The sequence below is a fragment of the Malacoplasma iowae genome (genome assembly GCF_900660615.1).
Taxonomy (GTDB): Bacteria; Bacillota_I; Bacilli_A; order Mycoplasmatales; family Mycoplasmoidaceae; genus Malacoplasma; species Malacoplasma iowae.
The window spans coordinates 289,315-314,502 of record NZ_LR215023.1; the positions used below are offsets into that span (position 1 = coordinate 289,315).

A 25,188-nucleotide genomic window follows, 5' to 3' on the forward strand; every position below is an offset into this window, starting at 1 on the left:
AAAATATTATTAGTGATTTTAGAATAGGATTATTATGATTAATAAAAAATTATCTTTATTACTTTTATCTCCTGTGTTACTTACAACCCCATTCTTGTTAGCTTCATGTGCTCCAATGAGTCAACATGGTGTTGCAGCAACAATTAAATTTACAACAACACCTAGTAGTAGTGGTGGTGGAACTGGCGGGAATGGTGCTGTTGGTGGAAAAACATTAGCGGAAAAAAATGGAGAATCAGCTGGAGATGGTTCTAATGGTCAAACTTCAATTGACGATGAATTTTCAAAATTTGCTTATGATTGAACTAATTCAAAACTTTATAAAGATAAAAAAGAAACTAAAGTTGATGATAATAAAGAATTTAGTTTATTACTTTCATTAGGAATTATTCCAGAAATATCTTTATTTAGTCGTTTAATTACAGGAAGTCATATAGGTTTTACTTCAAGCGAAACAGATAATCCATTATTTGGAATGTATACTGAAAATGGAAATAATGGTTTATTAAAAGAATTTCTATATGCATCTGCTAATACATTAAACCAAGGAAGAAGTGGAGAAATTAGATTAAGTATTGCTGAAATTGATATCAAAGCAAGTTCTAATTTTTTACCAAATGAAAATGACAAACTTAAAGTTACAGATGTTGTAGAAGATAAAGAAACTCCAAAAGAAAATACAAAAAAATATAAAGTGAGTAATCTTCAATTTCAAAACACATCTAAGTTAACTTTTTCTTTCACAATGAAATATTTTTATTCTGGTGATAGCAATCCTTTTAAAACATCAGTAGACCACAACAAAGTTAATTCATATGTTGGTTCAAAAGGTGAATTATGAGGTGGAACAAAAGCAACAAAAGATTCTTTTACTCTATCGTCTAAATTAGAAGTTAATATTAATCCTATTTATTCAGTAAAATCAGATCAAAGCATTCCATATGACAAAACAAATGGAGTAAATAACTCTGGTTCAAATAGTGGACAGACAACAAATCAAACAAAGCCGAACAATGAAGTAACTTATAAAGAAGTAAAAGATAAAATAACTTTAGTTGGTGCAGGTGTTCAATACAGTTACATGGGTGTAACTAATGAAAATGGTGATACTCAAAGTAAAACCGAAAGTTCAACACAAAAATATGAAAATGGTTTTGCAGAAGCTCTAACTGAATCATTAATTCCTAAAGAAGAACAAGAAAAACCAGCACAAAAAACTGGTGAAGAAAATAAGGATGAACCAAAGGTTGAAAAAAGAAAGTTAGAAAATGGTAGTACACTAACTACATGATTAAATAAAGCTAATGAATTTAACAAAGTTACAACTAATCAAGACATTATAAATTATAGAAATACATTATCCTCTGGTTTTAAAAAAACTATTACTTTAAATGCTTCTACTAATTCATAATCTAAATAAACTATGAAAATAAATGTTGACACAACATGAAGTGAAATAATAAATGCTGAATTAGAAAAAGATTATTTTAAAAAATTATTGCATTTTATAAATCTTGAATATGATTCTAATAAAATCATATACCCTGAAAAGGATAAGATTTTTAGATGCTTTAATTTTTTTAATTACAATGATTTATCAGTTGTCATTTTAGGTCAAGACCCATATTATTCTAAAGGAATGGCAGATGGATTAGCATTTAGTTGTAGTAATGGTTTGACTCCAAAATCATTACAAAATATCTTCAATGAAATAAATAGAAGTTTAAATGTAAATAGAATAAATCCAAATTTAGAAGATATAGCAAAACAAAATGTTTTGCTATTAAACACATGTCTTACAGTTGAAGAAAATTTACCAATGAGTCACTCTAAAATTGGGTGGGAAATATTTGTTGATAATGTTATTAAATTTATAAATGTAAAATGTAATAATGTTATTTTTTTATTAATGGGCAACAATGCTTTTAAAAAAGAAAAACTAATTACAAATAATTCTCATATTATTTTCAAAACCTCTCATCCATCACCTTTAAGTTATAAAAAAGGTTTTAAAGATCAAGACAAAAAGGCATTTTATTGTTCTAATGTCTTTAAAGATATAAATGAAACCTTACTAAGGTTAGGAAAGAATAAATTAAATTGATAAGATTTGTATTGTTATATTAAAATTAATTACAATTAAAAGGGTTATATTATGGAAACTACTAGCATATCTTCAGTCCAAATAGTTTTAATTGTATTAGCTTTTTTTGTGGCTTTAATAGCAGTTGCCACTGTAAAAAAAGTTTTTTACAAATTAAGATATAAAAACAAGTATTATATTTTTCCGCGTCCTAGTATAAATGGGATCGCATATATAGCAATGGTTGTTTCTTTATCTGTTGCAGTATTGCTACTTTTAACAGTTATTACAGCTAATGCTTTTGCTGTTTTATTTAGAGCTTTCCCCGGTACTAGAATTACAATTGAGGGAATCCTCATAAAAATTGGTGGTTTATTATTTGGTCCTTTTACTGGTATATTTATTGGATTATTAACAGATATTTTATCTGTTGTGATGACAGCTGGTATTTTCCATTATGGTTATTTTATTTCTGCAATGGCTTATGGTTTATTAAGTGGATTAATCAAAACTATTGTTACTTATTCATCAAACAACAAATTTAAATTTTCAATTTATTCCACTATATTTTTAATTGTTATTTTAGTTTTATCTTTTTTTTATTTTTATAGTGTTTCATTTAACCACCCAATTAAATTAAATTTTTTTATAGATCTTCCAGAAATTACTTTTACAATGATAATTTCTATATTTATATCTTTTTTTAGTTTAACTATAGGAATCATTTGATTGTTTTACTTTATTTCTTGAAGAAGACAAATGTTGTTGAAAAAACTTAATCCATCAACATTTGGAGAAGGGAATAACATAAATAAAATTGAATACACTAAAAGTGGTAAAAGAAAAAAACCTAAAACTGATAAATTTTTAACTTTTTGTCCAGCAATTGTTTGTGTAATTGCTAACGAAACAATTATCAATACTATAATGATGCCGTTTTTTGATGCTGATTTAAGTACACTACAATACACTGATTGATTTGCAATTAGAATCTTATTGTTTATACCAATGATTGTTTTCAATATGGTATTTATTTATCCTGTATACAGTATTGTAGCCCCATTGATCAAATACAATTATCGTGATGATTTTATTGATAAAACCCCAAGTAATTTGGAAATGAAAAAAACTGGAGTTATTAATGAAAAAAATAGATAAAGAAACTATGAAGGAAATATCAAATAAATTAATGATAGATCTAACTGATAAAGAGATTGAAATTATTATAGATGAAGTCAGCAAATCTATATCAGATTTAAATGCTATTAAATCAATGAATCTAGATGGAGTTATCCCAACTAATTTTGTTAATATAAGTGTCAATAATGATTTTAGAGAAGATGTTGTTGTTGAATTTGAAAACAAAGAAAAACTTTTAAAATGTGCAAAAGAAATAGAAAAAGGTTTAGTTAAAGTTTAATATGTCAAAAATTCTAGATTTTATAACTAATAACAAAAAAGATAAAGACTTTGCACAAAAACTTTTAAAAGACACTTATTCTAAATTAGAAAAACAAAAAGATAATAATGCTTATATAACACTAGTTAAAAATTATAAATATGTTATTGATAACCCTAAAAGTTTAATAAATAAAATACCTTATGCTATTAAAGATAACATTAATGCATTAGATACGATTACAACTGGTGGTTCTTTATTTTTTAAAAATTATAATAGTCCATATAGTGCTACAGTAATTGAAAATTTAAATAAAGCAGGAGCTATCCCTGTTGCTAAGGCAAATTTAGATGAATTCGGATTGGGTGGTACTGGAACTTTTTCAAGTTATGGGCATGTATTTAATCCACTAGATAAAAATAGAATTACTTCAGGTTCAAGTTCTGGTAGTGCTGTTTTAGTTGCAAACGATACTGTTGCTTTTGCACTTGGAACAGATACTGGTGATTCTATTAGAAAACCAGCAAGCTATAATGGAATAGTTGGTTACAAACCAACTTATGGATTAGTTTCAAGATATGGTGTTTTTCCATATGCTCCAAGTTTTGATCATGTTGGTGTTTTAACTAAATCAGTAACAGATGCTGCTATTGTTAGTGACATTATGATAAGTTACGATGAAAAAGATTTTACAAGCCAAAATATAAAACCATTAGAGCTTTATAAAAATATAGATTGTTTTAAAACTAGTTCTAAAATTGCAGTTTTTAAAAATGTTATTGAATTTATGCAACCAAAGGAAAAAGAACTTTTTTTAAAAACTGTTAAAGAAAAATTTAATAATTTAAAAATAGATTTTATAGATTATCCAATAGAGTTAATAAGATTAATTCCTTCAGTTTATAAAATTGTTAGTTATTCTGAAGCTGTGAGTTGTTACCAAAACATTACAGGAATAGTTTTTGGTGAAAAAGAAAATGGTAAAAACTTTGATGAAAAAATAATTAAAACCAGAACTAAAAATTTTGGTAAAGAGTTAAAAAGAAGATTTGTTATTGGAAGTTTCTGTACATTAGAAGAAAACTATGAAGACATTTTTTTAAAAGCAAAAAAAATGAGAACACTTATTATAAATGCAATTGAAGATGTATTTAAAAAATATGATTTTGTTTTAATGCCAGGTAGTTCTTCTGTTGCACCATTAATTGATGATTTAAATTCAAAAAAATATAATGATACAGAAACTGATGATTATTTACAAATTGCTAATTTTGGTGGTTATCCTTCTGTTACAGTTCCAATGGGAAAAATTGATAAGTATCCAATTGGAATTAATATTATGGGAAAAATAAATGAAGATGCAAGTGTTTTATCTTTTGCAAAATATATAAACAACAAATTAAATGGAGGAGATTAAAATGAAACATAATTTTACTCCAGTTATCGGGATAGAAGTACATGTTGTTTTAAATTCAAAAACTAAAATGTTTTCTAGTTCTAAAAGTTCACATAATGATATAGCAAACACAAATATATCACCAATTGATTTAGGGCATCCAGGAGTTATGCCTCAACCAAATAAAGAGTGTATAAAAAAAGGGATTATTTTAGCTCATGCTTTAAATATGGAAATCTCTAAAGATATTATTTTTGATAGAAAAAATTATTTTTATCAAGATTTACCAAAAGGATTCCAAATTACACAACAATTTTATCCGATTGGAAAAAATGGAAAACTTGATATTGGAAACAATGAATTTATTGATATAGAAAGAATTCATTTAGAAGAAGATACAGCAAAACAAACAATTGAAGATGGCAAGATTTTATTAGATTATAATCGTGCAGGATTACCATTAATAGAAATTGTTACAAAACCATGCATAAAAAATTCTAAACAAGCATCAGCTTTTTTAAAAGCTTTAAGAAGAATATTAGTATTTAATAATATTTCTGATGCCAAATTAGAAGAAGGATCTATGCGTGCTGATATCAACATATCAGTAATGCCAATTGGTTCTAAACAATATGGTACAAGAGTTGAAATAAAAAATATCAATTCTATTTCTAATGTAGAAAAAGCAATTGAGTTTGAAATTAATAGACAAATTAACACAACATTATCAACACATGAATCTGTCCAACAAGAAACAAGAAGATTTGATGATAAAACATTTTCAACAGTATTCATGAGATTAAAAACTAACGCAGTAGATTACCACTATATGTGTGAACCAAATATTCATGTTAGAAGAATTGATGATAAATTTATAAAAGAAACAATCAAAGAAAATTATGTAAACATTAACGACATAATTTCTAATTTAGAAAAAGAAAATGTTAGCAATGAATTCATTAATCTTTTAATGGATGATTATGATTTATTTAAAGTCTTTAAAGAAATGAATAAAGTTGTTAATAATGCAAATGAAGTTGTTAAATGATTATGTGTTGAATTAGTAGGTTTAATTTCAAAAGATAATAAATCAATTAATGATATCCAAATAGAAAAGATAAATAAAATTTCTAACATGATTAAAATGTTATTGGATAAAAAAATAAATGGAAAACAAGCAAAAGAAATCTTAAAGTTTATTTATGAAACAAATGATAGTTTAGAAGATATTATAGAAAAAAATAACTTTAAACAAATCACTGATGAAAAAATAATTGCAAATGTTTTAGTTAATTACTTAAACCAAAACAAAAAAATGTTAGAGCAATATAATGATAGACCAGAACGTGTTGAAAAATTCTTCATAGGTATGGTTATGAAAGATACTAATGGGCAGGCAAATCCAGAAGTTACAACAACTGTTTTTAATAAGTTCTTAAAAACCTATCAAGACAGTAAAGATAAAGAAAATTTAGTTTTTGATAATAAATTAATTTAGTTAAAAATCACATAGTTTAACTATGTGATTTTTTTTATAAAAAATATTTAAAAACTAATAATGTTATTTCATCTTTTTTGTTTTTTCACTCTTCGTTATTCTCGAATGCGTATTTTAATGCCCCAAAAATATAATTAACTGATGGATTGGAATATGATTTTGTTCCATCTTTATTTTTAAATCCATTAACAATTTTTGAATAGTATTTGTCGTTTGCTCAACCCAAATCATAAACAAATTGATCAATAGTTTTATTCATTAATTTTCTTAGTTCTAATAAAAAATTTGATACATCGATATTAAATGATTTGTAATTATTCTCAAATTCCAAAGGTGTGGGAACTAATTTTTCCACATTTTTACTTTTTTTCATTCTTGCTTTTTTCTTTCAAATTTTTTTCTTTTTTTCTAATTTGATCAATTTCTTTTTTATTTGTTTGATAATTGGTTTTAAAATGTTGTTGAGCTTTATTGAATTCTGAAACTGTATATTTTCAATTAGTAGAATTATTATCACTCAATTCAATTTGAACCATTATTCTAATTAAATTTATGTTTAAGTTTTCATATCATTCATTAATTTTTTTTCTTCTCTCATAATAGTACTTCATGTATTTTTGATCATTTCTAATCTTTATATCCATATCTGCTATTATGCTATACATTCCGGTTCTTCATATTTGAGACTCATATAGATTTGGCATATAATCATATAGTTTTTCAAATCTATTTCTATATTTGTATTCATCTGACAATTTATCATCTTTTGAATATTTATTTGCTATGTATTCTTCAAGTGAACTTCCTAGAGGACAAGCTGTGCAACCCAACCTTGAAAATCTTAATTCATTAATATTGTGTTTGTTTGGATGATATCCATATGCATCATTTATTATTAATTTATTTTCTTTAATGTATGTTCATATATCATTGGTGTTTCAAATTGATATTGGTCTACTCATTGGGTGATTTTGATTGTATATATTACAACCATTTTTTATTCATGACTGTTTTCTGAGTTCTGACTCATTTGCCATTGTGCCTATAAAACTAGGTCTTTTATCATGTTTTAATCCACCTTTAACATAATCACAGCATTTTTCACTAAAAAAATAATTTATTTTGTTGCCATTTTCATCTATGAAATAAGTCATTTCTGAATCTAATAAGAATAATCTATTTTTTGAAATTTTATATTTTGCACTTGGCTCTATTCCAAAAGCAATTTTTGATAATAGTGTTTTTGTTTTACTTCTTTTTAATCTATTAAGCATTGTCGAAATTTTTTTAGAATAAATTGGATATCCTTTAGATTTTAAAATTTCAATTCATGGTTTAATTGGTTTGACAAATAATGGATTTTTTATGTAAGAAAATTTATCCTGATATTTCTCAACTGTTGATTTAATGAATTGTACAGTAGAAGGAAATGTTATTTCTATAGCATATGCTGGTACAAGATATATATCAGAATTAATTTTTTTATGTACTTTTGCAACTAAATCTAACAAAACAGTTGAATCTTTACCACCACTAAATGAAACAAGAACTTCTTTTTTATTTTCCTTTTTATATCAATTTAAAAAATCTATTATTTTCTCTTCTGCTCATATTAATTTATCTTTATATGGCATATGATTGCATAATTCTTCATAATGATCTTTTCTAGTTTGTTGTAAAGAAAGTTTTTCGTTATTTTGTTTCAAATTGATTGATAATCCAGTATTCTTTATTTCCATACAAAATCACCGTATTATTTAATAACAATATAGTGATTTTAAAAATTACAAATAATCATTAAAACCATCTATAGTTGGTTTTAATGATGAAGTTTTTTTCGTAGTATCATTTTTGATTTTTGTTAAATATATAAAAATTCAAGATGAGGAAAAAATGAACGAAAAAAATAATGTTGATTATATAAATTTAGATGATGAATATAACGAATACACAGAAACAAAAGACAAAGAAGTTATATACCAAAAAAATACTAAGCATCAATTCACAAGGTTTGCATCAGAAGATTATAATTTTCCATTAATGATTTCAGAATTTATCGATAACTCAATATCTGCTTATGAAAAAACTTTTGCTGCATCTGAAAATAAAGATATAGATGAAGGCTTTAATACAAGAGATTATAGTAAATTACATATAAAATTTGTTGTTAATAATTTTGGTACTGAAGAAAACAATAAGTCAGAAATTATAGTTGTAGATAATGGGCCAGGTATGACTTATGAGGAATTAAAACAAGCATCAAAAATGTATGATGTTGATGATAAAGGAATAAATGATTTAAACCAACATGGTATAGGTATGAAATCTGCTTGTTTTTGACTTGGTAAAGATGTTTCCGTTCATACAAGAAGAAAAAATTCTTTTAATATTAGTTTTTTTAACCTTGAAACATCTACGAAAAGTGAAAAAGAAGAATGCAATATAGAGGTTAGGCAATCTCCAATTTCAAAAAGACAAGAAAATTTTGCAGGTACTCAAATAAGAATTAGAAACATAAATAAAGCTGTTGATAAATTTGACTATTTTAGCAATTCAAATTCATTGCTTTTATATATGCAAATCTTTTTGGGTATAAAATTTTTAAGATATATTAAAAAATGTTTAAGAATTACTTTTGAATATAAAACTCAAGATGAAAAATCGTTAAAAAAATTTCAAATATTAGGTTTTGAAAGAAAATATTTAAATAAGAAAAATCTTTTTGATGCTTTATTAAATAAAAAAAATAATTTATCAAGAGAAGAAAAAATTAGTGCTTTTGAAAAAGAAGTAATTTCTAGAATGAACGAAATAGCAAATAATAAAGATGGAAAAACATCTAAAAATGCACAAATATTAGCTAATAAATTTTGTAATGGTAATGATGTTAAGATTGATGAAAATATTTTTATAGAAGGGAAAGAATTTACATTAGAAATAGGTATAGTAAATAAATTTAAAAATTTACCTTCTACCAATTATATTTTTTATGATTCAGATGGAAATGTTGTATCAGATAATATTGCATTAAAAACAGAGTATAATGTGGAAATTGAAAAAATTAAAGATTGAGTTAGTTTAAATCAATTACAAGGTTTATATTTCTTTCATCACAATAGAGGATTATTAATGGGACCACTTAGTGGCACTAAACAAATTAAAGGAAAGCGTCCAGAACCTATAACAGTTGCAAGAAATGGTCAAAAAATTGATGGTAATACAACACCAATGCGGTTAATAGGGCAAGCTGATATATATGGTGTTAAAACTGAAGTTAATAAAGCTAATTTTCATTTTTCAAATTTAACAACAAATGATCTTAAAGCTAATTTAGAAAATATTTGAAAACAAGATTTTAAAAAAATATTAGAAATATTTGTAAACTTTGAAGATTATATAAAAAAAATAGAAGGTTTTGATAAAGAGTATACTTGTAAGTCTTTAAATAAAAATATTGATTATTGAAAAAACAAAACATCAACTAGTCTTATTAATTCAGAAATAATAAACTATGATGATGAAGATGATAAGATTGCTAAAACATCATGAAAATTTAATTATAAAAATGAAAAGTATAAATTCATAATCTATTGTTCAGATATTGAAGAACCTTTTACAAAAATGCAAATTGATAGTGATGGTCTTTCAGACGAAATTTGTTTTGAAATAAAAATAAATAAATTGCATCCATTTTGAAATCCTTATAACGAGACCAATTCAGAACAAGCAATTATTAAATTTAGAAATTTTGTTTATCCATTTACTATGGCTATGACTTTAGCTCAACATAAGCTTGATTTAGCATCAATAGAAATCAAAACTAGTGAAGGATATATTGATGACACAATAATGGATATAAATTTTATAGACATATTCTCTAGTATCACTAAGAATTGAAAGGAAAATGATAATAGTGACCTTGATGAATAAAGTCGATTACTTGGAACTAGAAGAATTAGATTTAAATAAAGAAGATAAATTTGTTCAAACAATTAACATAAAAAATGATGAAATTTATGAATTCAATTTAAAAAATATATTTTCTGATTTTAAAAATTTAGGAAAACAAAGAATAATTTGCATTGGTAATGTTCAAAGTGGAAAAACAGCAAACATAATAAATGTGATAAATGAAGCTTCAAATAGGGGTATAAATTTAGTTATTTTCTTTGGGGGTAATACCGAAGTTCTTAGATTACAAAGTGAAAATAGATTAAATGTATTAAGTTGTAATAAAAAGATAAAAATTTTAGGAAAACATGTTTCAACAGGTTTAAATAATTATTTGTCTGGTAATTATACTTATGTGATTACAGTTATGAAAAACAAGGATTCTTTTCAAAAAATATTTGAGTCTTTGAATAATGAAAATTTAAAAGATAAAAAAGTAATGTTAATAGATGATGAATGTGATTATGGTAGTGTGAACACATCAAAAATAGGTTCGTCAGAGTACCACAAAAAAATATTTGAAATTTATGATAGATTATACAATGTTACACTTATAAGTTTTACTGCTACACCTTTTGCAAATATTTTAAATTCCAAAGACTTGTTTAATTTGCAAGAAATTCCAAAAGTTGTTGTTTTAAAAAATAGTGATGAATATTGCGGTTTAGTTGAGTTTAATAAAAGATCTAATGAATGTTATTTATATAGATATAAAGATAAAAATAATCACAATGTTGAAGTTAGTTATAAAAATTCAATAGAAGATACTTTTTTAATTTATCTTTATGATGCAGCTAGAAAGTGACATGATAATGGATATGAGTCAATTGAATGTTTTGAAACCCAAATGCTAATTAATATAGACTGTGAAAATGATATTCATTTAAATGTATATAAAACACTTATAGATTTTTTAAAAAATACTTTTACTAGTATAGAAAAAAGAAAAGTAGCAATACTTAATGAGTTCAGAAAGGTTTTTATAAATAATAATAATCCTAGTTTTTTTGATGAAGATATGTATCAAGAATTTTATTCTAAAAAAATATTTACATTGGTTAAGTATATAATTGATAATTTAGAAAAAACTATCATTATTTTAAATAGTTCAGAAAATCAAGAAAAAGATTTATTTTATGACAAAAGTATTAAACACAAAATAATAATTGGTGGGGTTTTATTGTCTCGTGGTGTAACATATGAAAACCTTATTACTGAACTTATATTAAATTATCCTAAAAAAACAATAGCAGTTGATACTCTATTACAAAGAGCTAGATGATTTGGGTATAGAAAAAATGATATTAAATATATGAAAATCATAATGACTAAAGAATTAATTGATATTTTTAAAATTACTGAAAGATATTTGGAGATTTTTATACCAGGAATATCTAATTATCATAAATTAAAAAAATACATTAAAAATCTTGATGCTTTGTATAGTCAAAAAAACATTAGGAGCACATCTTATGGAAAATCTAGATAAGAGAAAATATATACGTTTTGTTAAAGTTTCTGAGATGATAGGCATAGGTGTTGAAGTTGAAAATCTAGATGAAAAAGAAAAGGAATGTTTAATCAAAGACATAGATAATATAAATTTTCAATTCATAAAATACCATGGTCTTTGTTATGATAAAATCACAAATAAAAATTATCATTTTATTAAATTTATAGATATCCCAAAAAGTATGATTGATGAAGTATGTCTGTTAATTGATGAACAATTAGAAAAAGAAAATTATAGAGTATCATTCTATGATTGTTTGAATTATGTAGTTTCATTATTTAGAAAAAAAATATTTCCAAGTTCACTTGATAGTGAGATTAGAGGAGATATTTGTGAAGCTTTATTTATATTAAAAGCTAAGAAAGAACTTAATATAGATCTAACAAAATATTATTATAGTGATGATAATTTATATGATTTCTATTTTGATGATAAAAAAGTTTGTGTTGATATAAAAGGAACAACAAAATTAAGTTCAAACATAAAAATAAATTATAGACAACTAAGTGAAAAAGAATTTAATAGAGATTTTTATGTTGTAGAATACCAACTTGTTAATGATAAAGAAACAGGAAAGAACATTTTTGAATTATATAATGAGATTGGTTTACATTCAGAAATAATAAAATCAAAATATGATAAATGAAATAATTATAAGAATTCTGAAGAAGATGGAAAGAAAAAAATCGAATCATACTATCTTGTCAATCTAGACAATACGAAAATATTTAAAATTAAAAATGAATCATTACCAAAAATAAGCGTGATAAATGATAATCTTTTAATAGATCTTGAATTAACTATATCAACCAAAAATTGTAATGATGGTGATATCAAAGAAGTAATTAGATACATTGAATAAATGTCTGATTACTTTTTTTAAATGATTAAATTTTCATAACATTTCAAGCAATGGTTGATTAGTTTACTTACTTTAAATGGAGTGTGTTAATTCATATTATATTTTTTATATCAGACAATATTTTTATTATTCATATTAATATAATTTATAATTTTTGGTCTATTGAAATTTTTAATTACACATTTATCTTATATAAATTAGTTTTTAATGTCTATTTATTTTTTGGCTAGAATATCATTAACTACTCTTGTGAAAAGTACTCTTGTTGAAAATTTGTTTTTAATTTATTAGTAATATAAAAATATAACATAATGAATTTTTAACATTTTCCTATCATTACTATTACAAATGTTTTGTAATTTAAATTTGATTTAAGAAAGTTGATAATCCACTTATAACAGAATTAAACTATGATTTTATAATGGACCAAAACCATTTAGAACTGATTAAGTTATTTTTAGTTAAAATAATTTAAAATTATCGCTTTTAGTAAATAAGTGCTAATAACTTGTTGATTCTTTAAAATTAGTCGTATATAATTAACCCAAGTACGAATAGGGAGAAATTTATGAATATGATTTCAAAAAAGAAAAAAATGATTATAGGATCATTAAGTGTATTAGCAGGTGTTGGTGCTATTGGTGGAATTGCACTAGGTGTTCATCCAACAACTAATCAATATACAACATCAACTAACAATGGAAGCGGAGTATCTATCAATGATAATAATAAAATTGATTTACCACAAGCTCCAATTTCATCAGGTAATCAAACAGTAGTTGGTGGAGAAAACAACAACTCAAACTCAAGTAGTGATGCAAATTCTACTGCTTTAAGAATGACAGTAACAAAATTATCAAGCTTTACTAGAGAAGCTGGTGTATCTGAAAGTTATAAAATGACTATACAAAATAACGAACAAAAAGAAGGAACAATTTATTTTGTAGTTAATGGTAAATTTACAACTGATACTATAACTTTCAAACCAGGAGACAAAATTACATTAAGATTTGAAGCAAATAAAGGATATGAAAATTACACAGTAAGAGATTTCAAAATTTCTGGTGCTAATGAATCTTACTATGTTCCAACTAAAAATGATGCAAGTGATAAACGTCAATTCATTGCTGAAATGCCTAGATATGAAGACACAATTGATAAATTAACTGGTGAGAGTTGATTATATGCTAATGACACTCCGATCACAATTAACCCATCATTTATAATTTCTGATATTGGAGAAAATGGTCAAACAGTTGAATGAACTCATGGTGCTTACATGGAAGCTATAAATGGATATGTTTACAGCTTTGATAAAGATACTAAATTCTCTGAATTATTAACTAAATATGCTGCATTCAAAAATGATGATATTAAAAATCCTATTAATTTATTCTTCTACTTAAATGGACATAATTTAATTATGGATACAAATGTAACTAAAGAATTAGCTGAAAAATATGCACCAAGTGGATGAAACTTAGCATTCTTCAATAATAGCACTGATAGTATTGCTGAAAATGGTAAATATGGTTCAATTGTTCTTGATGAAAAATATGATGGAAATTGAACTAATGCTAATGTTGGTAGATTTACATTCAAAGGAACTATGACATTTGGACGTTCTTTAAACTACAGATATGTAAACATGAGTGATGGTGTTCAATTCCTTAACATGACAGATAAATCAATTTCTGGATCTATAGTTAACGAAGCTAAATAATTTTATTAGTTTATAATATTGAACTTACAACTAGTTGGTTGTAAGTTTTTTATTCACACTAGACAGCATGATTTTTCCTTTTATAAGTTGCCACAATTTAATTAGCGTTAATTTTTTAGAGTTATGATATATTTTTTTGAAATATATTTAAATTGATGTTTTGATGATATAAAACAAAAAATATTTCTACCATTGTTAGCAATACCTATAAATTCCTACAAACAATATCATTAACAAGTTGTGTAACAAAATAAAATAATGTTGATGAAACTATCAAATATTAAGTGGGTAAGTTAAATGAAAAATTTATAAAAGAATAACTGGAATTATTAGCACATTTACTTGTGAAGGTTTTAAATATATTAAAGACAAATTAATTGGTAATACTGTAAGTTTGTATCAAATAAATAACATTATAAACATTGTAGGTTATATTGTAATGTGTTTTCCAAATTATATGTTGGATGTGGTTGGTTTAGATTTACCTTAATGAGTTGAAGATTTTGCTAAAGAAATAAATTTGTTGGTGGTTTAGATAACTTTAATAAGGGGATTAAAAAAACTTAACAAATTGACATACACTAATTAAAGTAAGTTAAAAAATATAATTAATGAAGTTAAAACGCTTTTTATAAGTATATTAAATGAGATAATTATATAAATTTTTTGGATTTAAAATTCCTTCTTTTTGTCAAATTAGGTTTTAGATGCTAATATAGGTGCATATCAATATTATGGCAATAATAAAAAATATTTATTGTTTCTTATCAATTATTTAATTATTATCAAAACAAGTATGATGGTTCTTCTTTAAGTTTAAATACAAATAATATAGATAATAATTAAAGTTTCTTTTATTATGAAGGATATAAGTTTAATCAAGCTTTTTATGATAGGACAAATTATACGTACAAGTTTTTGAAACAAATAGTACCAATTATGTATTTTTTCTTTTTTATAATAATGTTATAGATGTTAAATGTTTTATAGATAATGGACAAATATACTATAAAATAAGCCAAAAAGAACAACCTATATTAAAAATTTATAAAACAGTTAAAAGTGAAAATGGTCTTTATGAAATTGCTGATTTTTCAAAAACAACAAGCATATGAGTATAGGTTAGAAAATTATTGTTATATTTTAGGTCAAAAAAGAACTTATATATTTCCTACTTATATCAATAAGTTTGTATAAAAATCATATATGGTGATGTATGTATTTATATATAAACTAGTTCTTGTTCATATCTTAAATTGCTTGTAATTGATTAATTTGCTCTGTTTTTAAAACAATTCAAATTTAAAAATTAATTCAAAAAGATTAATTTTGAACACATATTTTATCAGTAAAAATATTAGTTAGTTTAATATTTGAATTAATTGCACGTTGATCTTTAATTGTTTTTTTATTTAATGATTTAAATAATATGAATTATTTTTTATATTAATTGAGATTTTAAATCTATCCTTTTTCTAATGACTTAATATTCATGTTTTCAATTTTGATTATTGTCATTGTGTATAATATTTATTTCATTCGATTAAATATTTTATAAATGTTATTAATTGTTAAAAAATATTATTCTTTTAATCTATGTTTATCGGTTGTTTTTTATTTTATTTGTTCATAAAAATGACATAATTTTTTTGCAACTTGTTTTACGTTTTTTGAAATATCATTATTGATTACAGTTTGTTATTAATAAACCTTGTATAAAATTATAGTTAACTCTAATCATTGGCTTGTATTTTGACCATTTAAATTATTAAATTATTATTTTTAATACATAAATTTGAAGTATTAAAACCATATAAAATACATCCTATTTCTTTAAACTTGTATATATAAAATAAAAAAATGCTATAATTTATAGTAAAATTATTTAAATCAATATTGAAAGTGTGTATAATATTATATGTCATAAGGGTTTTTTAACTTCCTTTATTTTTTTGATTTAATTCTTTTGTTTTTAATCATAATTTTCCCTTATGACTCATTTAAAAGAAAATAGCTTGGAAAAGCTTATCTCATTAGTTCTATAACTAATGAGTTTTTTTTATTTATAAAATATAAAAAAATTAAAAATTATTCGTACAAATTTAATATTTTTTAACGCTAACATTTTTTAAAAAACAGAATAAACTATAAACGCTTTTTTTAAGGAGAAAAAAATGTTAAGCGATTTTAAAAAATATTTATGCAATGTAAAGTGTTATTCAAAAACAACAATTAAAACTTATATGAAATATATTGATAGACTTTGTCAAAATAAATTCGATTATAAAATTATGTTAAATTTACACAAAGATAATTCAAACAATACTAAAAGAGTTATGTTAAGTGCAATAAAAGCGTATTATAAATATGCTAAAGATGATCGTTTTTATGAAATAGAATTGCCAAAAAAAGAAAAAAGAGTGTTAGATTATTTAACTTTTAAAGAATATAAATTAATAATCGAATATTTATATAGAAAACCTGTAAAAAACATTACAAAAATAATAATTACTAAATTGTTGTTTGAAACAGGAATTAGAAGTTGTGAACTTTTAAATATTGAAATAAAAAATATTGATCAAGATAAAATTAAAATTTTTGGAAAAAATAGTAAAGAAAGAATTGTATATATTTCTCATTCATTTGAAAAAATAATAAATTCTTATATTCAGTCTAGAATTAATCAAAAATATTTATTTAATTTTTCATATAAATATTTACACAAAGTAATAGGTTCTTTTGAAAAAATAATTAATAAGAAATTAACTCCTCATATGTTTAGAAGGGGTTTTGCAACATATTGTATTGATAAAAATATTGGTATTTATGAATTATCTTTGATGATGGGTCATGACAATATTAATACAACAAGAACATATTTAAGAAACGAACATAGAATTGAATTAATGAAAAACATATTCAATTAAAAAAACTAAACATATAATATATATGCTATGAAAACTAATAATAAAATTTATGATTGTATTGTTATAGGTGCTGGTCATGCAGGTTTAGAAGCTGCATTTATTTTAGCTAAGAAAAAATATAATGTTGCCCTATTTGCACTAGATATAGAATTAGTTGGTAACATGCCATGTAACCCATCTGTTGGCGGACCAGCAAAAGGTATTGTTACTAGAGAAATTGATGCATTGGGTGGAATGCAAGGAATAGCAAGTGACAAAACCCAACTTCAAATGAAAATATTAAATAGTTCAAAAGGAGCTGGCACTTGAGCTTTAAGAGCACAAATAGATAAAATTGAATATAAAAAATATTTCCAAAAAGAAATAGAGTCAAACAAATTTATAGATCTTATTTGTAAAGAAGTAATAGATTTAAAAATTGAAAATAATGATATAAAAGGTGTAATTGACAAAGATAACATCTTATATAAAAGTGATTATGTCATCATCACAAGTGGAACTTTTTTAGATTCAACAATTCATATAGGTCATGAACAAATTAAAAAAGGACCAGATAATTTTGAAAACTCTATAAATTTATTGAATAATATTAAAAAACTTGGTTTTGAAACATTAAGACTAAAAACAGGAACACCACCAAGAATTCTTAGTGATTCAATAGATTATTCTAAATTAACTATTGAATTGGGAACAAATAAAAAATTAAGTTTTGGACATTATAATCCAACTTATCTTGATTTTGATAAACAGTTACCATGTTATCTTGTTTACACTAATAAAAAAACTCATGAAATAATTAATAATAATTTAAATAAATCTGCTATGTATAGTGGACATATAACTGGTACAGGCCCAAGATATTGCCCATCTATTGAAGACAAAATAGTTAGATTCAACGATAAAGAAAGACATCAAATATTTGTAGAACCAGAATCTATTCATTTAGATACTATGTATTTATCAGGTTTTTCAACATCAATGCCAAAAGATGTTCAAAAACAATTAATTGAATCTCTTCCCGGATTTGAAAAAGCTATTATAAAAAAATATGCATATGCAATTGAATATGATGCTATAAATCCTATACAACTATATCCAACTTTGGAAACTAAAAAAATAAATGGATTGTTTTTTGCAGGACAAGTTAATGGTACAAGTGGTTATGAAGAAGCTGCTTGTCAAGGTTTAATAGCTGGAATAAATGTCATTTGTAAACTTGAAAATAAACCTAAATTTATTTTAAAAAGAAGCGAAGCTTATATTGGTGTTTTAATTGATGATTTAGTAACAAAAGAAATTACTGAACCATATCGTCTTCTTACAAGTAGAGCAGAATATAGACTAGAGTTAAGAAATGATAATGCTGATGAAAGACTTTTAAAATATGGTTATGAACTTGGAACAATCAGCAAAAATCAATATGATGAATTTGTTAATAACATGAACATATTAAACAACACTTTAGATGAATTAAGAAATAAAACTTTATCAAGTTGTAAGGGAATGCAAATAAATTTCAAAAAAACAAACGTAACTTTATATGAATTATTAAAAAGACAAGACTATAACTTTAATGATATTGAACAATATCTTGATAACAAAAACTTATTAGATGATATATGAAAAGAAAAAATAGATATCAAAATAAAATATGAAGGTTACATTGTTTCACAAAAAAAATTAATTGAAGAATCAAATAACCTAGCTAATGTTTTATTGTCATCAATAAAAAATTATAAAGATGTACCAAATATTTCATTAGAAGCAATTGATAAATTAAATAAAATAAAACCACATTCATTAGACCAAGCATCTAGAATTAGTGGCATAAACCTTGTAGATTTATTAAATATAAAACTTTATTTAACTAACCAAAAAAAGGGAAAATCAAATGACTAAAGAACTTTTTTTAAATAAATTGAAAAACGATTTTAAAAATATTGATATAGATTATGTTTCAAAAAAAATTGATATTTATGAAAACTTATTATTTGAATATAATGAGAAATTTAATTTAACTAGACTTAATAAAAAAGATATTATTTATGATCAATATTTTTATCAGTCAATTTTTGTTTATAAAAATGTTAATTTTCAAAAAAACATAAAAGTCTTAGACATTGGTTCAGGTTCTGGTATACCTGGCGTTGTTTTAAAAATTCTTTTTCCTAATATAAAACTAACAATTATAGAACCAATTAAAAAAAAGTGTTTATTTTTAAAAACATTAACAACCGCTTTAGATTATTCAGATGTAGAAATTATTAATGATAGAGCAGAAATTTATGGTTTAAAAAACAGAGAAATATTTGATATTGTTACTTGTAGGGCTGTAGCTGAATTAAAAATAATTTTAGAATTAAGTTTTCCTTTAACAAAAATTAATGGAACAATGATATTTCCTAAATCTTTAAATTATTTAAGTGAACTAGAAAATTCACAAGATTTTTTATCAAAAATTGGAAAATATGAAATGAAAGTAATAAATGAAATTTATCAAGATAAACAATTTAATACTTTATTTTTCTACAAACATGAGCAAACAAGTAAAATTTTTCCAAGACAATGAAAGGACATTATTAAATAATGAAAATAATTTTCTTTTTTAATACAAGTATTTCTTTCAAAACAATTAGTCTTTATATGTTTGCAAAAATTCTTAATAAAAAAAATAAAAAAGTTTTAATAATAAATTTTGATGTTCAATCTTACATGTCAAAAAAAGATATCAATGTGGATTTTATAAATTTTGATATTACTTCAAAAAACTGTTATCAAGAATTTTTAAAAACCATTGATAATAAAAAAGATTTGTATGATTTTATTCTGATAGATAGTTCATCAACTTTAAGTGAAATAAATTTAAATCTTTTAAAAATTTCTAACAATGTAATAATTCCAATTGATGTATCAAATGATAATTCAAAAGAATTGTTAGAAATTCTTTTGAATTTAAAAATGAAAGAAAGATTTAATTCTACTTTCAATTTTTTTGCATGTGGATTTAACAAAAATGATATTTACTCTGTTAACTCACTTTTGAAAATAAAAAAGAATTTAAATAGTTTGTTATCAAATGTTGTAATCAATAAACATGAATTTAATAAAATAGAAGATTTATATAATAATAAAATACTTACAGATGAATATAAAAATTTAATTAAAAGTCTAAAAATTATATAATTTAATATTGATTAAGGAGATATGCATGAATTTTTTAGATGAATTAAAATCTAGGGGAATTATAAATAATATTACTAACGAAGATAAAGTAAAAGATTTTTTTGAAAAAAAAGATAAAGCTCTTTATATAGGTTTTGATCCTACAGCTATTTCTTTGCAAATGGGTAATTATGCAATGATTTGTTTACTAAGACGTTTTAAAGAAAATGGATTTAAAACTTATGCTGTTTTGGGTGGTGCTACTGGGATGATAGGTGACCCCTCTGGAAAAACTAGTGAAAGAAATTTGTTAGATAAAAATACACTAGAACAAAATTGTGCAAATATTAAAAAGCAATTAGAAAAATTTTCTGGAGCTGAAATATTTAATAATTTTGACATTTATAAAGATATGAATGTTTTGGATTTTTTAAGAGACATAGGTAAATCTATAAATGTTAATCATATTCTAGAAAAAGAAATAGTTAAAAAGCGTTTAGAATATGGGTTATCTTTTACAGAGTTTTCTTACTCAATAATTCAAGGATATGATTTTTATTATTTGTATAAAAATAAAAATGTTAGTTTGCAACTTGGTGGTTCTGATCAATGAGCTAATATAACTGCTGGAACAGATTATATTAGAAAACAAGTTGGTGATAAAAATACAGCTTGTGGAATGACAATTAATTTATTAGTTAAATCTGATGGAACTAAATTTGGTAAATCAGAAAAAGGTGCAATTTACTTGGATAAAAGATTAACTTCTCCATATGCAATGTATCAAATGTTAATCAATAGTGCAGATGCTGATTTAAAAAACTTGTATAACTACTTTTCTTTTAAATCTTTAGATGAGATAAATAAAATCTTAGAAGATCATCAAAAAGAACCTTTTAAAAAACTTGGCCAAAAAATTTTAGCTGAAGAAATAATCACAACAATTCATGGAAAAAATGATTATTTAGATGCTTTGAAAATTTCTGAATGTATATTTAAAAATGAAATTGAAAAATTAACAATTGAAGAACTTCAACAAGCGTTTGTTTCAGTTCCAAGTTATGAATGTGATAAAAAAGAAATTTCTATAGTTGATTTACTAGTTGAATCAAAAATTGTTGATTCAAAAAGAATTGCTAGAGAATTAATTGATGGAAAATCAATTTATGTTAATAATAAATTAATTGATAATAAAGAAGAATTAATTAAGAAAAATGATGGATACAATAAGTCTTTTTCTTTGGTAAGAAAAGGTAAAAAGAATTATTTTTTAATTAACTGAAAATAATGATTGAAAATATTATTTAGGAGTTTTATATGTTTAAATCAATGATTGCTTCTATTGTTTCTACAAACATGAGCAAACAAGTAAAATTTTTCCAAGACAATGAAAGGACATTATTAAATAATGAAAATAATTTTCTTTTTTAATACAAGTATTTCTTTCAAAACAATTAGTCTTTATATGTTTGCAAAAATTCTTAATAAAAAAAATAAAAAAGTTTTAATAATAAATTTTGATGTTCAATCTTACATGTCAAAAAAAGATATCAATGTGGATTTTATAAATTTTGATATTACTTCAAAAAACTGTTATCAAGAATTTTTAAAAACCATTGATAATAAAAAAGATTTGTATGATTTTATTCTGATAGATAGTTCATCAACTTTAAGTGAAATAAATTTAAATCTTTTAAAAATTTCTAACAATGTAATAATTCCAATTGATGTATCAAATGATAATTCAAAAGAATTGTTAGAAATTCTTTTGAATTTAAAAATGAAAGAAAGATTTAATTCTACTTTCAATTTTTTTGCATGTGGATTTAACAAAAATGATATTTACTCTGTTAACTCACTTTTGAAAATAAAAAAGAATTTAAATAGTTTGTTATCAAATGTTGTAATCAATAAACATGAATTTAATAAAATAGAAGATTTATATAATAATAAAATACTTACAGATGAATATAAAAATTTAATTAAAAGTCTAAAAATTATATAATTTAATATTGATTAAGGAGATATGCATGAATTTTTTAGATGAATTAAAATCTAGGGGAATTATAAATAATATTACTAACGAAGATAAAGTAAAAGATTTTTTTGAAAAAAAAGATAAAGCTCTTTATATAGGTTTTGATCCTACAGCTATTTCTTTGCAAATGGGTAATTATGCAATGATTTGTTTACTAAGACGTTTTAAAGAAAATGGATTTAAAACTTATGCTGTTTTGGGTGGTGCTACTGGGATGATAGGTGACCCCTCTGGAAAAACTAGTGAAAGAAATTTGTTAGATAAAAATACACTAGAACAAAATTGTGCAAATATTAAAAAGCAATTAGAAAAATTTTCTGGAGCTGAAATATTTAATAATTTTGACATTTATAAAGATATGAATGTTTTGGATTTTTTAAGAGACATAGGTAAATCTATAAATGTTAATCATATTCTAGAAAAAGAAATAGTTAAAAAGCGTTTAGAATATGGGTTATCTTTTACAGAGTTTTCTTACTCAATAATTCAAGGATATGATTTTTATTATTTGTATAAAAATAAAAATGTTAGTTTGCAACTTGGTGGTTCTGATCAATGAGCTAATATAACTGCTGGAACAGATTATATTAGAAAACAAGTTGGTGATAAAAATACAGCTTGTGGAATGACAATTAATTTATTAGTTAAATCTGATGGAACTAAATTTGGTAAATCAGAAAAAGGTGCAATTTACTTGGATAAAAGATTAACTTCTCCATATGCAATGTATCAAATGTTAATCAATAGTGCAGATGCTGATTTAAAAAACTTGTATAACTACTTTTCTTTTAAATCTTTAGATGAGATAAATAAAATCTTAGAAGATCATCAAAAAGAACCTTTTAAAAAACTTGGCCAAAAAATTTTAGCTGAAGAAATAATCACAACAATTCATGGAAAAAATGATTATTTAGATGCTTTGAAAATTTCTGAATGTATATTTAAAAATGAAATTGAAAAATTAACAATTGAAGAACTTCAACAAGCGTTTGTTTCAGTTCCAAGTTATGAATGTGATAAAAAAGAAATTTCTATAGTTGATTTACTAGTTGAATCAAAAATTGTTGATTCAAAAAGAATTGCTAGAGAATTAATTGATGGAAAATCAATTTATGTTAATAATAAATTAATTGATAATAAAGAAGAATTAATTAAGAAAAATGATGGATACAATAAGTCTTTTTCTTTGGTAAGAAAAGGTAAAAAGAATTATTTTTTAATTAACTGAAAATAATGATTGAAAATATTATTTAGGAGTTTTATATGTTTAAATCAATGATTGCTTCTATTGTTTCTAAAAACATGAAAAAGAAGCTTGAAAATTCAACAATTAAAGAAGAAGATTTAACAGATGTTTTAAAACAAATTAGAATTGCTCTACTTGATGCTGACGTTAATTTAATGGTTACTAAAACTTTATTAAAGAACATTAAAGAAGCAGCAATTGGAACAATGATAGATCCAGGAAGAAAACCAGATGAAGTTTTATTATTAATAATTAAAGAAGAATTAGTAAAAATTCTTGGTAAAAAAACTAACCCAATAGATTATAAAAAGAAACCTTTAAAAATTATGATGGTTGGTTTACAAGGTTCTGGTAAAACAACATCTGCTGGTAAAATTGCTTATTATTTAAAAAATAAACAAGAAAAAAAACCATTGCTTGTAGCTTGTGATATTTATAGACCAGCAGCTATTGATCAATTAAGAACTTTAGCTAATGAAGTTGGAACTGATTTTTATGAAAAAAGTAAACAAGATCCAGTTAAAACATCAAAAGAAGCTATTGCTTTAGCTGAGAAAAATAAAAATGATGCAATTATTATAGATACTGCAGGTAGATTACAAACTAATGAAGAATTAATGACAGAACTTGTAAAAATTAAAAAGAATGTAAATCCTGATGAAATTCTTTTAGTTGTAGATGCTATGGCTGGTCAAGATATTATTAATGTTGCTCAAGAATTTAATAATAAGTTACGTTTAACAGGAATTGTAATTACAAAACTTGATTCTGATGCAAGAGCTGGTGCAGCCTTATCTTTAACAAGTATTTTGGATGTTCCAGTTAAATTGACTGGGGTTGGTGAAAAATTAGCATCATTAGATGTTTTCCATCCTGATAGAATAGCAGATAAAATTTTAGGATTTGGTGATATGTTAACTTTAGCTGAACAAGCAGCTGAAAATCTTGATGAACAAGTTGTTAAAAAATCTTTTCAAAAAATGTTATCTGGAAAAATGGATCTTGAAGATTTAATGAATCAAATGGAACAAGTTACTAAAATGGGTTCAATTGGAAACATAATGCAAATGTTACCTGGAGCTCCTAAACTTGGTGATGAAAAACTATTTGAAATAGAAGAAAAAATAAAAATTTGAAAAGTTCTTTTATCATCAATGACAATTAAAGAAAGAAGAAACCCACAACTATTAAAGAAAAACGCAAATCGTAAAAACAGAATTATAAAAGGTTCTGGTAGAAAACCTGATGAATTAAATAAATTGTTAAGTGAATGAGAAAAATCAAAAGAAAGAATGGAAGAAGTGGGGAAACAAATTAAAAAAGGTCATAACCCATTTGCTGATTGAATGAAATAAATGTCCTTTTGGCATTTATTTTTTTATTTTATCTT

The 25,188-nt window shown here is 23.5% G+C and carries 20 protein-coding genes; 18 read left to right on the top strand and 2 right to left on the bottom strand.

Annotation, left to right across the window (positions count from 1 at the left end; translation table 4 throughout):
• Positions 1 to 34: 34 nt before the first annotated feature.
• From EXC57_RS01115 to gatB, 6 genes are read left to right on the top strand one after another with little or no spacing between them, the layout of a single operon-like run.
• Positions 35 to 1,411: a hypothetical protein gene (locus tag EXC57_RS01115; protein ID WP_004025302.1), complete on the top strand. Its 1,377-nt coding sequence runs from the start codon at positions 35 to 37 to the stop codon at positions 1,409 to 1,411.
• A gap of 12 nt (positions 1,412 to 1,423) precedes the next feature.
• Positions 1,424 to 2,107: a uracil-DNA glycosylase gene (locus tag EXC57_RS01120; RefSeq protein WP_004025301.1), complete on the top strand. Its 684-nt coding sequence runs from the start codon at positions 1,424 to 1,426 to the stop codon at positions 2,105 to 2,107.
• A 48-nt stretch (positions 2,108 to 2,155) separates the two neighbouring features.
• Positions 2,156 to 3,241: a hypothetical protein gene (locus EXC57_RS01125; protein WP_129692531.1), complete on the top strand. Its 1,086-nt coding sequence runs from the start codon at positions 2,156 to 2,158 to the stop codon at positions 3,239 to 3,241.
• Positions 3,225 to 3,503 carry an Asp-tRNA(Asn)/Glu-tRNA(Gln) amidotransferase subunit GatC gene (locus EXC57_RS01130; RefSeq protein WP_004025299.1) on the top strand — a complete coding sequence of 93 codons (279 nt, stop codon included), beginning with the start codon at positions 3,225 to 3,227 and terminating at the stop codon, positions 3,501 to 3,503. Before EXC57_RS01125 ends, EXC57_RS01130 begins: the two co-directional genes overlap by 17 nt.
• A 1-nt stretch (position 3,504) precedes the next feature.
• Positions 3,505 to 4,899 (top strand): amidase family protein, encoded by a 1,395-nt coding sequence (locus EXC57_RS01135; protein ID WP_129692532.1) that lies wholly within the window; start codon positions 3,505 to 3,507, stop codon positions 4,897 to 4,899.
• The gene (gatB, locus tag EXC57_RS01140; RefSeq protein ID WP_050796841.1) at positions 4,886 to 6,376 is read left to right on the top strand and encodes an Asp-tRNA(Asn)/Glu-tRNA(Gln) amidotransferase subunit GatB; all 1,491 of its coding nucleotides are present in this window, start codon (positions 4,886 to 4,888) and stop codon (positions 6,374 to 6,376) included. The genes EXC57_RS01135 and gatB overlap by 14 nt, the downstream gene beginning before the upstream one ends.
• 34 nt (positions 6,377 to 6,410) lie before the next feature.
• Here gatB and EXC57_RS01145 read toward each other — a convergent pair whose 3' ends face one another.
• Both EXC57_RS01145 and EXC57_RS01150 read right to left on the bottom strand, forming a co-directional pair.
• Positions 6,411 to 6,749 (bottom strand): hypothetical protein, encoded by a 339-nt coding sequence (locus tag EXC57_RS01145; protein WP_004024927.1) that lies wholly within the window; start codon positions 6,747 to 6,749, stop codon positions 6,411 to 6,413.
• Positions 6,736 to 8,115, bottom strand: a complete 1,380-nt coding sequence (locus EXC57_RS01150) for a phosphoadenosine phosphosulfate reductase domain-containing protein (protein WP_004024926.1) — start codon at positions 8,113 to 8,115, stop codon at positions 6,736 to 6,738. The genes EXC57_RS01145 and EXC57_RS01150 overlap by 14 nt, the downstream gene beginning before the upstream one ends.
• Positions 8,116 to 8,269: 154 nt before the next feature.
• Between EXC57_RS01150 and EXC57_RS01155 the strand changes: the two genes are divergently transcribed.
• From EXC57_RS01155 to ffh, 12 genes are all read left to right on the top strand, one after another.
• Positions 8,270 to 10,306 carry an ATP-binding protein gene (locus tag EXC57_RS01155; RefSeq protein WP_129692533.1) on the top strand — a complete coding sequence of 679 codons (2,037 nt, stop codon included), beginning with the start codon at positions 8,270 to 8,272 and terminating at the stop codon, positions 10,304 to 10,306.
• Positions 10,299 to 11,816 carry a Z1 domain-containing protein gene (locus tag EXC57_RS01160; RefSeq protein WP_004024924.1) on the top strand — a complete coding sequence of 506 codons (1,518 nt, stop codon included), beginning with the start codon at positions 10,299 to 10,301 and terminating at the stop codon, positions 11,814 to 11,816. Before EXC57_RS01155 ends, EXC57_RS01160 begins: the two co-directional genes overlap by 8 nt.
• On the top strand, positions 11,800 to 12,702 hold the full coding sequence (locus EXC57_RS01165) for a hypothetical protein (protein ID WP_004024923.1): 903 nt from the start codon (positions 11,800 to 11,802) through the stop codon (positions 12,700 to 12,702). Before EXC57_RS01160 ends, EXC57_RS01165 begins: the two co-directional genes overlap by 17 nt.
• Positions 12,703 to 13,270: 568 nt before the next feature.
• A complete protein-coding gene (locus EXC57_RS01170) occupies positions 13,271 to 14,425 on the top strand; it encodes a hypothetical protein (RefSeq protein ID WP_004024922.1) in 1,155 nt (384 codons plus the stop codon).
• Positions 14,426 to 16,668: 2,243 nt separating this feature from the next.
• Positions 16,669 to 17,352, top strand: coding sequence for a tyrosine-type recombinase/integrase (locus EXC57_RS01175; protein ID WP_229503184.1), 684 nt, complete (start codon positions 16,669 to 16,671; stop codon positions 17,350 to 17,352).
• Positions 17,353 to 17,379: 27 nt separating this feature from the next.
• A complete protein-coding gene (gene mnmG, locus EXC57_RS01180; RefSeq protein ID WP_004024919.1) occupies positions 17,380 to 19,251 on the top strand; it encodes a tRNA uridine-5-carboxymethylaminomethyl(34) synthesis enzyme MnmG in 1,872 nt (623 codons plus the stop codon).
• Positions 19,244 to 19,939: a 16S rRNA (guanine(527)-N(7))-methyltransferase RsmG gene (gene rsmG, locus EXC57_RS01185; protein WP_004024918.1), complete on the top strand. Its 696-nt coding sequence runs from the start codon at positions 19,244 to 19,246 to the stop codon at positions 19,937 to 19,939. Before mnmG ends, rsmG begins: the two co-directional genes overlap by 8 nt.
• Positions 19,939 to 20,535: an AAA family ATPase gene (locus EXC57_RS01190; RefSeq protein ID WP_004024917.1), complete on the top strand. Its 597-nt coding sequence runs from the start codon at positions 19,939 to 19,941 to the stop codon at positions 20,533 to 20,535. The genes rsmG and EXC57_RS01190 overlap by 1 nt, the downstream gene beginning before the upstream one ends.
• Positions 20,536 to 20,560: 25 nt before the next feature.
• Entirely contained in the window at positions 20,561 to 21,802 is a 1,242-nt protein-coding gene (gene tyrS, locus EXC57_RS01195; RefSeq protein ID WP_004024916.1) for a tyrosine--tRNA ligase, read from the top strand.
• A 120-nt stretch (positions 21,803 to 21,922) separates the two neighbouring features.
• Positions 21,923 to 22,519 carry an AAA family ATPase gene (locus EXC57_RS01200; protein WP_004024917.1) on the top strand — a complete coding sequence of 199 codons (597 nt, stop codon included), beginning with the start codon at positions 21,923 to 21,925 and terminating at the stop codon, positions 22,517 to 22,519.
• Positions 22,520 to 22,544: 25 nt separating this feature from the next.
• The gene (tyrS, locus tag EXC57_RS01205) at positions 22,545 to 23,786 is read left to right on the top strand and encodes a tyrosine--tRNA ligase (protein WP_004024916.1); all 1,242 of its coding nucleotides are present in this window, start codon (positions 22,545 to 22,547) and stop codon (positions 23,784 to 23,786) included.
• A 29-nt stretch (positions 23,787 to 23,815) separates the two neighbouring features.
• Positions 23,816 to 25,153, top strand: a complete 1,338-nt coding sequence (gene ffh / locus EXC57_RS01210) for a signal recognition particle protein (protein ID WP_004024915.1) — start codon at positions 23,816 to 23,818, stop codon at positions 25,151 to 25,153.
• Positions 25,154 to 25,188 lie beyond the last annotated feature (35 nt).